The organism is Streptomyces sp. WP-1 (assembly GCF_030450125.1).
GTDB classification, from domain to species: domain Bacteria; phylum Actinomycetota; class Actinomycetes; order Streptomycetales; family Streptomycetaceae; genus Streptomyces; species Streptomyces incarnatus.
Map to the genome: position 1 here is coordinate 1,844,574 of NZ_CP123923.1, position 12,667 is coordinate 1,857,240.

Annotated in this window: 11 protein-coding genes; 5 read left to right on the forward strand and 6 right to left on the reverse strand. The window is 73.2% G+C overall.

What is annotated here, in order from left to right; all coding sequences use genetic code 11:
• Positions 1 to 346: 346 nt before the first annotated feature.
• Entirely contained in the window at positions 347 to 1,441 is a 1,095-nt protein-coding gene (gene rsgA / locus QHG49_RS07830) for a ribosome small subunit-dependent GTPase A (protein WP_301488107.1), read from the reverse strand.
• 200 nt (positions 1,442 to 1,641) lie between these two features.
• Entirely contained in the window at positions 1,642 to 1,977 is a 336-nt protein-coding gene (locus QHG49_RS07835) for a hypothetical protein (RefSeq protein WP_301488109.1), read from the reverse strand.
• A gap of 566 nt (positions 1,978 to 2,543) precedes the next feature.
• Between QHG49_RS07835 and QHG49_RS07840 the strand changes: the two genes are divergently transcribed.
• The 5 genes from QHG49_RS07840 to QHG49_RS07860 are packed head-to-tail and all read left to right on the forward strand — an operon-like array spanning position 2,544 to position 8,060.
• Positions 2,544 to 3,479, forward strand: coding sequence for a 3-hydroxy-3-methylglutaryl-CoA lyase (locus QHG49_RS07840; protein WP_145486497.1), 936 nt, complete (start codon positions 2,544 to 2,546; stop codon positions 3,477 to 3,479).
• Entirely contained in the window at positions 3,476 to 4,297 is an 822-nt protein-coding gene (locus QHG49_RS07845) for an alpha/beta fold hydrolase (RefSeq protein WP_159706119.1), read from the forward strand. Before QHG49_RS07840 ends, QHG49_RS07845 begins: the two co-directional genes overlap by 4 nt.
• Entirely contained in the window at positions 4,287 to 6,491 is a 2,205-nt protein-coding gene (locus QHG49_RS07850; protein WP_301488112.1) for an isocitrate/isopropylmalate family dehydrogenase, read from the forward strand. Before QHG49_RS07845 ends, QHG49_RS07850 begins: the two co-directional genes overlap by 11 nt.
• Positions 6,488 to 7,189, forward strand: a complete 702-nt coding sequence (locus QHG49_RS07855; RefSeq protein WP_145486500.1) for an RraA family protein — start codon at positions 6,488 to 6,490, stop codon at positions 7,187 to 7,189. Before QHG49_RS07850 ends, QHG49_RS07855 begins: the two co-directional genes overlap by 4 nt.
• Complete coding sequence (locus tag QHG49_RS07860) at positions 7,176 to 8,060, forward strand: DUF6282 family protein (RefSeq protein ID WP_301488114.1); 885 nt, start codon at positions 7,176 to 7,178, stop codon at positions 8,058 to 8,060. The genes QHG49_RS07855 and QHG49_RS07860 overlap by 14 nt, the downstream gene beginning before the upstream one ends.
• A gap of 94 nt (positions 8,061 to 8,154) precedes the next feature.
• Here the strand turns inward: QHG49_RS07860 and QHG49_RS07865 are convergent, their stop codons facing one another.
• From QHG49_RS07865 to QHG49_RS07880, 4 genes are all read right to left on the reverse strand, one after another.
• On the reverse strand, positions 8,155 to 9,057 hold the full coding sequence (locus QHG49_RS07865) for a LysR family transcriptional regulator (protein WP_145486502.1): 903 nt from the start codon (positions 9,055 to 9,057) through the stop codon (positions 8,155 to 8,157).
• 184 nt (positions 9,058 to 9,241) lie between these two features.
• Positions 9,242 to 10,537 (reverse strand): multidrug effflux MFS transporter, encoded by a 1,296-nt coding sequence (locus QHG49_RS07870; protein ID WP_159706111.1) that lies wholly within the window; start codon positions 10,535 to 10,537, stop codon positions 9,242 to 9,244.
• A gap of 114 nt (positions 10,538 to 10,651) precedes the next feature.
• Positions 10,652 to 10,849, reverse strand: coding sequence for a 4-oxalocrotonate tautomerase family protein (locus QHG49_RS07875; protein WP_145486504.1), 198 nt, complete (start codon positions 10,847 to 10,849; stop codon positions 10,652 to 10,654).
• 217 nt (positions 10,850 to 11,066) lie between these two features.
• The gene (locus QHG49_RS07880) at positions 11,067 to 12,581 is read right to left on the reverse strand and encodes a cellulose-binding domain-containing protein (RefSeq protein ID WP_301488118.1); all 1,515 of its coding nucleotides are present in this window, start codon (positions 12,579 to 12,581) and stop codon (positions 11,067 to 11,069) included.
• Between the last annotated feature and the right edge of the window lie 86 nt (positions 12,582 to 12,667).

Sequence of the window (12,667 nt, forward strand, 5' to 3'; positions counted from 1 at the left end):
GTCCGGCGACGCTCCGGGCACCGGGCGGCAGCCACCTGAACCGACCGGAGTCGGCGGCAGCGGGGGACGCTCCGACCGGGGCGGAAGCGTCCCACCCCGAAAACAGGCCGAAACGCCTCTTCATGATGTATTTCTAGCATTCGCCGAGGAGGGGGACACAGCGCGACCTGCCGGGACCCCCGCCGGATACCGGTCGAGCCGTACACGTACCGACCGGGTCGGTCAGGCGTGCGGATGGTCGGGCGTGACGGACCGTCGGGCGGGCGGATGACCGGGCGTACCGGACTGTCGGGCGGGCGGATGGCCGGAGGTGCGGATGGGGCCGGGGCGGCCCCATCCGCGGGGGTCATGCCCAGCGGCCCTGCTTGGCCCGCATCGCGGCCCGGCCCTCGGCGCCCTTGCGCTTCCAGTCGCGGCGGATCTCGGCGCGCAGGCGGGCGTCGGTCTTGGCCACGATCCACTGGTTCTCGCGGACCAGTTTGCGGTAGCTCTCCAGACGGCGGACGGGCAGTTCCCCGCCGTCCACGGCGGCGCGCACCGCGCAGCCGGGTTCGCTCTCGTGGGCGCAGTCGTGGAAGCGGCACCGCTCGGCCAGTTCCTCGATCTCGGCGAACACCTGTCCGACCCCGCTCTCGGCGTCGTACAGGCCGACCCCGCGCAGCCCCGGGGTGTCGATCAGGACCCCGCCGCCGGGCAGGGCGAGCAGGTTGCGGGTGGTCGTGGTGTGCCGCCCCTTGCCGTCGACGTCCCGGGCGGCCCGTACGTCCATCACGTCCTCGCCGATCAGCGCGTTGGCCAGGGTGGACTTGCCCGCACCGGACTGGCCGAGCAGGACGGAGGTGCCGCCGCCGACGAGGGCGCGCAGGACGTCGAGGCCGTCGCCGCAGTGGGCGCTGACGCCGAGCACGGGTACGCCGGGCGCGGTGTTCTCCACGTCCCGCACGAGGTGGGACAGGGTGACCGGGTCGGTCACCAGGTCGGCCTTGGTGAGCACGACCACGGGCTGCGCCCCGGACTCCCACGCGAGGGCGAGGAAGCGTTCGACGCGGCCGAGATCGAGGTCGACGGCGAGGGACACGGCGACGACGGCGTGGTCGACGTTGGCCGCGAGGATCTGTCCGTCGGACCGCTTGGAGGAGGTGGACCGCACGAAGGCGGTGCGGCGCGGCAGATACGCCCGGACGTATGGGGGGTTGCCGCCCTCCTCGACGGCGACCCAGTCGCCGGTGCAGACGACCCGCATGGGGTCGTGGGGGGTGACGAACGCGGTGTCGGCGCGGACGGTCCCGCCGGCGGTGACCACGTCGCACTGGCCGCGGTCGACCCGGACCACCCGGCCGGGCAGCAGGCCTTCGGTGGCGTACGGGGTGAACGCGTCGGCCCATTCGTCGTCCCAGCCGTAGGGGGCCAGGGCGGAGTACACAGCGGAGCTGGAAGTCAAGGGAGACCCTTCGGGGGGTGGCCCCGGGCGGGAGCGGTCGTCAGCGACGCGCTCGGGTCAGCCGGTGGCCACGGAGGCGGACTCGGGGAGTTCCTGGATGCGGGCGGCGCCCGGCACAGTGACAGCCATCGTCGACACCTCCTTCCGCTTCTTCCGCGCTCGAACGTCGGCGGCCCTCGCCGCACGACGTGATCATCACCCTAGGACGGCACGGCCGCGTGTGCCACCGAATTGACGCGCTCCGGCCGACAGGCCGTGGCGGCGAGCCGTCGCACCTCCTCGTCCAGCGCCATGCCCCGCGGGCCGCCCCCGCCGCAGAGCCGTTCGGCGCGGTCGCGGTACGCGCGCAACAGCGGTGCGAAGGACCGGACTTCGGGCCCCAGGTCGGTGAGTGCGCGCAGGGCGGCCAGTTCGACCGGGGGTCGCGGCGCCGGGGCCGGGGTGGGCCCCGTCAGGCAGCGGGCCGGCGCGGACCGCAGCGCGGGGACCGGCAGCGCGTCCGCCCAGGGGACGGTGTCGAGGCCGGCGAGAGGCACCGGATCGGCTATCGCGGATTCTCCTTCGGGGCTCTTGATTGACAACGCTGTCGTCCGCGATCCTGTAACACGAATTTGAACGTTCGGTTTCGGGGGCGAGTCCGGTGAGTATGCCATGACGGCGGCCACCTCGAATCATCACCGATCATGATCGATACCAGAGCAAATTGAGTCTTGGACGACCCGTGCGCCGATGCTGGACTTGACGCGTGACGCACCACGCAGGCCAAACACCCCCGACGGCGACGGTATATGGAAAGTAAATTTCTTCTGCCAATTCGGCGCGATATAAGGATGGCCACCGGCTGCCATCTCCACCTTGCACTTCCCGCGCCGGGACGGCTAGCATCCATTCCGCCCACGGGGGCCCGGCCGGCGAAGTGACTACGCATTGACGGCGCGTCCGGAATTCTCGAACGAATCAATCAGGAATCAGGGCAACGGGGGACGGGGGAAATCGACACCATGTGTCACTTATCTGCTGACACCGACTTTTCGCTGCGGTGCACGATGGAATCCATCATTCTCGCTCCCCGCCGCCACCTCGGACAGTCAACGGAGGAGACATGGTCACCAATCTCGATGTGACGCTGCGAGACGGGGGATACCGCAACAACTTCGGCTTCACCCTCGAATACGCCCTGGAGCACGCCCGGGAGAGCGTCGCGGCCGGAATCGAATGGGTGGAGATCGGCTACCGCAAGGGGTCCTTCCAGCCCAAGCCCGACCTGGGGCTGACGGGCACGGGCGCCGACGACTACATACGGGCCATGGCCGAGGTCATACCGCCCGAGCGGATCTGCATGATCCTGCACCCGAAGAACATCGAGGACGACGACCTCACCCAGATGTACGAGGCCGGCGTACGGCTCGTACGGTTCTGCCTGCCGTCCACGACGCCCGAGCCCGGTCTCGCCGTGCTCCGCAAGGCGGCGGACCTCGGCTTCACCACCACCGTGAACATCACCCGCGTCAGCCAGCTCGACCGGCGGCGGCTCGTGGAACTGTCCGCGATGTCCGAGGACTCGGGCGCGGACGTGATCTACCTGGCCGACTCCAACGGCAGTCTGCTGCCGGACGAGGTCTCCCGCCTGGTCACCCTGGTGCGCTCGGTGACCCGCGCCGAGATAGGCCTGCACGCGCACAACAACCTGGGCCTGGCGCTCGCCAACTCCATCGCGGCGGTCGACGCGGGTGCCACCTGGATCGACTCCTCGGTCCTCGGCATGGGCAAGGGCCCCGGCAACCTGATCACCGAGCAGTGGCTCGCCTACCTGGGCCGCGCCGGGCACACCGACCGGTACGACCTCGGGCGGATCCTCACCCTCGCGCACCGCATGGAGTCCGAGATCGCCGAGGCGAGACCCTCGCTGCCGCTGCCCGACCTGGTCCTCGGCCACTTCGACCTCTCCGTCGAGGAGCGCGCCAAGCTGCCCGTGGACCACATGGGCGCCGCCTTCAGCGCGGCGCGCGAGCTGACCAGCCCGGTGGTCGCGGCATGACCTCGCCGGCCGCGACACCCCTGCGGGCCCCGGTCGCCGTGCACCTGGGCGGGGCGGGCGCGCCCCGCACCGCCTGTGTGCTCGCGCCCGTCATGGCCCGCTGGGACCGGGGAGCCTTCTTCGAGCCGGTCGCCGAGGCGCTGGTGACGACCGGCCACCGGGTGACGGTGTACGACACCCTGTCGCTGCTGCGCGACGGGGACGACCTCGGGCTCCTCGCCGACCGGTGGGCGGGGGTCCTGCGCGCCGAGGAGCCCGACGTCCTGGTGGGCAACGCCCTGGGCGGCGCCGTCGTCCAGCAACTGCTCGACCAGCCGTGGACGCACCGGGCCGACGTCGTCCTGCTGTCCTCCCCCACGGTCGCCGACGGGACGCTCGACGCGACCCTGGAGCGCATCGCGGCGGCCGTGGCCGAGCGGGGCACAGCCGCCGCGCTCGACCTGCTGCACGAGGTGGTCCGCGGCCCGGCGGACCCCGCGCCCCTACCGGCCCCGGCCGGCCCCCGGGACACCCCGGACAGCGGGCGGGACGGCGCCGACGACCCGCTGTCCGGCCGGCGCCTGGCCACCGGTCTGCGCCTGCTGCACCGCGCCGATCTGCGCGACCGCGTCGAGGCGTTCCCGGGCAGACTGCTGCACGTCTACGGCACCGAGTCGAACCTCGTGGGCGAGCGGCACCTCGCAACCGGCCCCGGGCACAACGGCGTCGGCATTCCAGGGGCGGGCATGCGCCCCCACGCCGACCAGCCGGAGGCCACCCGGCGGGCCGTCGCCGCGTTCCTGGCACCACAGCAACAGAAGAGGATCCATGACCAGTAAGACCGTCGCAGTACTTCCCGGCGATGGCATCGGCCCCGAGGTACTCGATGCGGCCCTCCCGGTGATCGACGCCCTCGGGCTGCCCATCACCCTCGAACACGGCGACATCGGCTGGGAGTTCTGGCGCACCGAGGGCACCCCGGTGCCGCAGCGCACTTGGGACCTGATCGGCCGCAGCGACGCGGTGCTGCTCGGCGCCACCACCAGCAAGCCGGGACGCGAGGCCCTGGCCGACCTGGCACCGCACCTGCGTGAGCAGGCCCCGCAGTACGTGTCGCCGATCATCCAACTGCGCCAGCGCCTCGACCTGTTCGCCAATCTCCGGCCGGTCGAGAGCTACCTGGGCGGCACCCCGTACCGCTTCTGCGTGGTGCGCGAGAACACCGAGGGTCTGTACGCGGGCCTCGACTGGGACCAGGTGCCCGAGCAGATGTGGCCGCTCGTCGCGGACCACCCCAACGCGCGGATCAGCGGCCGCGAGGCCACCACCGCGAGCGTGCGGATGCTCACCCGGCACGGCCTCGACCGCATCCTGCGCTACGCCTTCGAGCACGCCCGCGCCCACGGGCACGGCCGGGTCACCCTCGCGGACAAGCCGAACGTGCTGCGGCGCAGCAGCGCCTACGCCCGCGAGCGCCTGGAGGAGATCGCCGCGGACTACCCGGAGATCGAGTACGAGATCCTCAACGTGGACGCGGTCGCGCTGTGGATGGCGCGCCGCCCGGAGCGCTTCGGGGTCATCGTCGCCGAGAACATGTTCGGCGACATCCTGTCCGACCTCGGCGGCGGGGTGATGGGCGGCCTCGGCCTCGCGCCCAGCGCCAACATCGGGGAGAACGGCAACTACTTCGAGCCGGTGCACGGCAGCGCCCCCGCCCTCGCCGGGACCGGCCGGGCCAACCCGCTCGCCGCCTTCCTCACCGTCGGCCTGCTCCTCGAACACCTCGGCTTCGGCGAGGCCGCCGGGCAGGTCCGGGACGCGGTCTCGCATGTCACGCGCCGCCGGGACCGGGTGACGTACGACCTGGGCGGTACGGCGACCACCGCCGAGTGCGCCGCGTCCGTGCTGGACGCCTGCCGTGCCGTGCCGCGCGTCCACACCGCGGCCGTCGTCACCGTCGGGGACGAGCTGCTGCGGGCGGTACTGGAGGACAGCAACGCGGGCGAGGCGTCCCGCAGGCTGGCCGCCCGTGCCGTACCGGTCCGCGTCCGGCACACCGTCGGTGACGACGAGGCGGCGATCGCGGACGCCGTGCGCTCCTGCCTCGGCCGCGACGACGTGGTCGTGGTGATGGGCGGTCTCGGCCCCACCTCGGACGATGTGACCCGGGTCGGGGTGGCCCGCGCCGTCGGCCGGCCGCTGGAGCACCGCGAGGAGGCGTGGCAGGGCGTCGTCGAGCGGCTCACCCGCTTCGGGGTCGCCGTCCACGAGGACAACCGCCGCCAGGCGCAGTTCCCCGAGGGCGCCGAACTGCTGCCCAACACCAACGGCACCGCCTGGGGCTGCCGCCTCGATGTGCAGGGCACCACCGTGGTGATGCTCCCCGGCCCGCCGCGCGAGTGCCTGCCGATGCTCGACGCCTTCCTGCGCGACGGCATCGCCCACCTCCCCGAACCGGAGCCCGTCGTCACGGTGTTCCGCCGTACCCTCGGGGTCATCGAGGCGGACGCCGCCGCCGCGGTGGACGCCCTGGTGCGGGACCTGGGGCTGCGGGTCAAGCCCGCCTACCGCTGGCACTACCCCTACGTGGACGTCCGGATCGACTGCCCGCCGCAGAGCGCGGCGGAGCTGGCGAAGCGGCTGGACGACGCGCTCGGCGCGTACGTCGTCACCAGCAGGGAGCGCACCGCCGTCCAGGAGCTCGCCGAGCTGCTGGACACGCGTGGCCTGGGTCTGGAGGCCGAGGACCGGGTCACCGGCGGCCGGTTCGCCGCCGAACTGGCCGCCGAGCGGCGGCCGGCCGAGGACCGGGAGCCGTCCGGCCGGGTGTCCGTGACGCTGGACGCGGCCTGGGACGGCGGCGGCCCGCAGGATCACACCGGCACCGTCCGCCTCCGGTGCGCGGTGCGGGACGGGGCGCGGGAGCGCACCGGCGAGCTGACCGTCCCCAACCGGGGTCCCGAAGTCCTCGGGTACGCCGGACAGTTCGCCGCCTGGACCATCGCCCGTCAGCTCGTGGAGGAGACCGTATGACCACCGCATCCGCCGACCCGCTGCTCGACAGCGAGCTGAGCGCACGCCTGGCCCGGCTGGACACGGCCGCCCTCTCCGACGCGCTGGACAGCCTGCGGGCCGCGCCGTTCGTGCTGCCCGGCATCGCCGCCCGCACGCCTGGCAGCGTGGCCTTCGGGCCCGCGTTCACCCTGCGCTACCGGCCCGTCGAGGACGACGGCGCGTTCCACAACGCCGCCAACTACATCGACGACGTGCCGCCCGGCTCGGTCGTGGTCGCGGACAACGGCGGCACCGGCGCCTGCACCAACTGGGGTTCCCTGCTCACCTCGGTGGCGCTGCGCCGGGGCATCGCGGGCACCGTCGTGCACGGGGCCGTGCGCGACGTACGGGAGACCCGCGAGTCCGGGTACCCGCTGTTCAGCACCGCCGTCACCATGGTCAGCGGCAAGAACCGGGTGGTGCTCGACCGCACCGGTGTCGACCTGGACATCGCCGGCACCGTGGTCCGCCCCGGCGACCTGGTGTTCGCGGACGACAACGGGGCGCTGCGCGTCCCCGCCGACCTGGTCGACGAGGTCGTCCGGCGCGCCGAGGCCGTCGAGCGGACCGAGCGCCGCATCCGGGAGGCCGCGGCGGACGGTATCCGGCTGGACGAGGCGCGGGCCCGCTACGGCTACGCGCGCCCCTGGGAGGACGAGGGCCGTGACGACCACTGAACCGCGGCCCGCGCCCGGCACCGGCCAGGCGGCGTTCGTGGACGTCCACTACCACGTCGGCCCGGACGCCTATGTGCGGCGGCACACCGCCACCACGGCCGGCGAGCAGTACGCCCGGCTCGGCGGCTGGGTGGTGCTGAAGAACCACCTGGGCTCCACCGCGGCCCAGGCGTGGGAGGCCCGTCAGCAGGGCCTGCCCGTGTCCGGTTCGATCGTGCTCAACGACATCGCGGGCGGCCTGGACACCCGGGCCGTGGAGCAGGCCGTCGTCCAGCACGGTGAGGACAGCGGGCTGCGCCTGATCGTCCATCTGCCGACGGTGACCGGGCGGACCCACACGAGCCGGCTGTCCCGTACCCCGGCGCATCCGCTGCTGGCCCGGGACGGGCTGCGGCCGCTCACCGTCACGGACGGGGACGGCGCGCTCCGGCCCGAGGCGCGGGAGATCCTGCGCATGGCCCGGGACCTGCCGATCGTGATCTCCACCGGCCACGCCGACGGGCGCGAGGTGCTCCTGCTGGTCGAGGAGGCGGTACGGCTCGACGTGCCGCGGGTGATGCTCAATCAGCCGGCCAACCCGATGACCGGTCTGAGCTGCGCCGATCTGCTGGACATCGCCTCGGCGGAACAGGTGTACGCGGAGCAGACCGCGCTGACCCACCTGCTGGGCTACCAGGACTGGGACGACTTCTCCGCCGTCCTCGCCAAGGTGCCGCGCGCCCTCTACAGCTCCGATCTGGGGCAGACGTCCCAGATGGACATCGGGGAGTGGACGACACAGAGCCGGGACTGGTTCGCGAAGGCCGGTCTCGACGAGAGCCGGATCACGGAGGTCGTGCGGGACGCGCCGCTGAGGATGCTCAGCCTGTAGGGCGGCCGGTCCGAGCGAGTGTCAGCGCCCCGGGAGGGACCCGTACTGCGGTCCCTCCCGGGGCGCTGCGCGTGCGGCGGGGTCCGTCAGGCGGTCAGGCGGACCCCATCGTCTTGCGGCGAACCCGCGCCGCCGTCTCGGTGAGCAGTTCCAGCCGCATCGGGTCCGCGTTCTCCGGCAGCGCGAGGAACATCCGCATGGTGATGGGCTCCCCGTCGAGCGGAAGCAGCGCGATCCGGCGGGAGGAGACCGTGTCGGCCGCCGTCGGGTACATCAGGGTCCAGCCGTCGCCGCTCGCGCCGATCTCGGCGAGGGTGTCCTGGAAACCCGTGAAGGGCGCACCGAAGGTGGGTTCGAAACCGGCCTTGCGGCAGGCGGCGACGACGGCGTCGTAGAGCGCCGGGTTCTCGCCGCGGGAGGCGATGCGCAGGGGAACTCCCGCCAGGTCGGCGAGGTTCAGGCTGGCGCGGCCGGACAGCGGGTGGGCGGCGGGGAGCGCGGCGACCAGGGGGTCGTACCAGAGGGTGAGCAGCCGCAGTCCGGGGGCGCTCTCGACGCCCCGCACGAAGGCGGCGTCCAGCCGGCCGGCCCGTACCTCCTCCAGGCGGTGGTGGGCGCCGAGGGTCTGGAACTCGAAGCGGGTGCCGGTCCCGGAGCCGGGCAGCGCGTCCAGGAAGTCGTCCAGGCGCTCGCCGAGGGCGGAGCTGATCCCGACGCGGAAGGTGGCGTCCTTCTGGGCGGCCAGCCGCTGGGCCTTGGCGGCGAAGGAGTCCAGCGCCTTCAGCAGTTGGCGGCCCTCGGGCAGCAGCGCCTGCCCGGCCGCGGTGAGCGTGACCGTGCGGCTGGAGCGGTCGAAGAGCTGGGTGCGCAGCTCCCGTTCCAGCCGGCGCACCTGCTGGCTGACCGCGGGCTGGCCGATGTGCAGCCGCTGCGCCGCCCTGCCGAAATGCAGTTCCTCCGCGACGGCGACGAAGTACTGGATCTGGCGCAGTTCCACAGGACCCCCCAATCCTCGACGGGCGGCCCTGTGATGGAAACTCAAATCAGCTCTGTTGATGAATAGATCGATACAGGCTTCGGGGTCGCCGCAGAGGAATCCTCGCACACCTGACGGCGGCCCCCGTACGCGCACCAGCGCGGTACGGGTGCCGCCGTCGTCGGTCGTACGGCCCCATGTGGGCTTATTCCATGGCGGCTTCCTGGAGGTCGGCGGCCGGGCGGTCGGTCGGCCGCTCTCCGCCGTCGCGCACCGGCGCGGAGACGGGCACGGGCGCCGTCGTCCGGGCGGCGAGCGACAGGAACAGGGCGAAGGCGCAGATGCCCAGCACCGCGGCGATCAGCACGAACCAGCCGAGGGCGAACAGGTCACCGGCGGGCAGCCGGCTGGACAGGTAGATGCCCAGCGAGGCGGAGAGCAGCTGGAGCGCGCCCATCAGGCCCGACGCCGAACCGGCGGTGGCGCGGAACGTGGTCACGCCCGCGCTCATCGACAGCGGCAGCAGGAAGCCGTTGCCGAACGTCATGACCGGCATGAAGACCAGCACCAGCAGACCCCAGCGGCCGCCGGCCCCGCTAAGCCCGAGGCCCAGCATCATCAGCGCGCCGACGAGGAAGAACCCGTGGCCCATCCACAGCAGCCGGTTGACGGACCGGGTGCGGACCAGGGCGCGCGAGGTGAGGTTGCCCGCGACGTAGGCGAGGGAGACGGTGATGTAGCAGTAGCTGGTGGTCTCGGTGGCCAGCCGCATCTTCTCGAACACCAGCGGGGAGGCCGCCAGGTAGCCGAAGTAACCGCCGTACGCCACGCACAGGTTGACCGTGTAGGCCCAGAACAGGGGGCGGGACAGCAGCTTCGGGTAGCCCTTGAGGGTGGCGCCCAGGTGCTTGCTGCGGCGCTCCGGCGGCAGGCTCTCGGGGATCGCGGTGATCATCGCGACCAGGGTCACCAGGCCGATCGCCGCGGTGACCACGAACGGCGCGCGCCAGGAGACGTAGGTCGTCAGATAGCCGCCGATCAGCGGGGCGACGGACGGGGAGACACCGACGATCGGCATGACCGTGGCGAACATCCGGGCCGCGTCCTTCTCCTCGTACAGGTCGCTGATCACGGCCCGGCCGAGCACCATGCCCGAACCGGCGCCGAGCGCCTGGAGGAGCCGGCTCGCGCCGAACACCTCGACCGTGGGCGCCGCGGCGCACACCAGGGAGGCGAGGACGAACAGGCCGAGCCCGGAGACGATGACGCGCTTACGGCCGTACGCGTCGGATATGGGCCCGTAGACCGCCTGCGAGACCGCGATGCCGATCATGAACGCGCTGAACGTCCACTGCACCGACGCGACCGGGGTGTGGAAGGCGTGCGCGGTGGCCGGCACGCCCGGCAGGTTGATGTCGGAGGCGAACAGGCCACCCGCGTTCAGCGAGGACAGGACGGCGAGCAACAGCGCGTAGGGGGTGCGTGTCGTTGCGGTCTTCATGGCACGTGGCAACTTCCTTGGTCAAGACTCGTGTCGACCGAAAGGGGAAGCCGTTCCCGGGCGAAACGGGGGATGTGCGCCCGGGAACGGCGGCTCGGGTGTCGGCCCCTGGGTTCAGCGCTTGGCGGCGCGGGCGGCCAGCGTCTCACCGGCGATGGACCAGCTGTCGGTGGCGATCTCCTGCACGGTCACCCAGACGCTCTCCGGCTTGCTGCCGGTGGCCTTGACGTACGCGTCGGTGAGCTCGCGGACCAGCTCGGCCTTCTGCTCGGCGGTCTTGCCGGGGGTCTGCTGCACGTGGATGAGAGGCATCGCGTTCTCCTGGATCGAGGTCGCGCCGATGGCGCGCGGTCCGCGGCCGGTTCGGCCGGGATCCGCAGTGGACCCAGTCCAGCACCGGACCAGGGGCCGTCCAAGACGCAATACGCTCTGAGAACGATCACGACTCGTGATACGTCCAGGTGAGACGGCCGTACGACAGCTCGTCAGGTAGAGACCAGTGGCCCCCGGGAAGGGGGCGGCGCGGCGGCTACGCGCAGCGCCGGCCGTTGAGCGTGAAGACGTCCGGGGCGCGGTCGGCGCCGGTCCAGGTGCCGGTGAAGCCGAAGGACACGGCGGTGCGGGCCGGGACGGCCCGGTCGTAGGCGGCGGCGGTGGCGGTGACCCGGGAACCGTGCTGCCGGGCGGTGACGTCCCAGATCCGGCCGATCCGCTGGCCGTCCGGGAACGTCCAGTCGACCCGCCATCCGTCCAGGGCCCGCTCGGCGGTGACGGTGACGGTGGCCTGGAAGCCGCCGGACCACTGGCTGACGAGGTCGTAGACGACCCGGCAGGACGACGACGGCGGGGCGGCCGGGCGGACCGGCACGCCCACCGGGCCGTGGGCCAGGGAGGAGAAGGCCCTGGGCGGGGAGTCGGGGGCGGGCTCGGGCCTCGTACGGCCGAGGTCCCGGCCGCCCTGACCGGCGGGCACCCGCGCGGAGGCGGACGGGCCCGCGGGCGCCGGATCCGGGGCGGAGGTCGGTTCACGACCGGACGTCGACTTCCACTCGGACTTCGGGGTCGGCCTCGGGGTCGGTGTCGGGGTCGGCGAGGAGCCCGCGACGGTGGGGCGGGTGCCGCCCCGGCCGCCGCCCCGGGTGGCGGCGCCGTGGCCGGACGTACCGCTGTCGTCGGGTGCCGCGGTGTCGTCGCGGGTGGCGGCGGTGTCGTCCCGGGCGGTGAAGGAGTCCGCGCCCGAACCGCCGGGGGCCATGAGCGAGACGCCCAGTGCCGTCGCCGACAGCAGCAGGGCGGTGGCGAACATCCCGCCGCCGCGCAGCAGCCGCCTGAGCCCCGGGCGCTCCTCGGGTTCACCCCTGGGGGCCTCCCCCGCCCGGCCGGTCCCGGCCCGGGCCTCGGCGGACCGCCGGCGCCGCTCCAGATAGTCGAGCCCGCCCCAGCCGAGCACCCCGCCCGCCAGTACGGCGGCCAGCCCCGCGCTCTCGGGCTCCGGGGCGTCACCCCGGGCGCGCCGCCAGCGCTCCCGGAACAGCGCCCGGACCCGGTCGAGTTCGGTCCGGGCGGTGGCCGGGTCCAGACCGAGCCGGTGCGCCGCCGCGGGCAGCGGCAGGGCCTCCACCTCGGCCAGCCACAGCAGCGCCGCGTCCGTCCCGCCGAGGTCGCGCAGGGCCCGCAGCGCCGGTGGATGGGCACGGGGCGAGCCGGTGAGGCGGGACGCCTCGGGCGAGGTCAGCCACTGGGGAAGGCCAGGGGCGAGCAGCCGGCCCTGGCCCGCGGCCGACCAGCCGGCGGCGGTGGCGCGCACGGCGGTGAGCAGGGCCGGGATCGTGGGCAGCCGGGCGGGGCGGCGGCCCGCGCCGCGCACATGGGTGCGACCGGCGGCGCGGACCTCGCGCATGCCGAGGGTGAACGCCTCGGTGGCCAGCCGGTGGGCGGTGGCGGAACCGGAGGCGCACAGGGCGGCGTACGAGAGCACCGCGTCCCAGGACTCCGAGAACAGCGCGGCCTCGGCGTCGTCCTGAGGGGTCGGCAGGTCGGGCATGGAACTCCTGCATCACGGGCGAGGTCAACTCACCACAGGGACGACGGAGTTGTCATAAACCCCGCGGAACCGAGCCTTTCACGGGC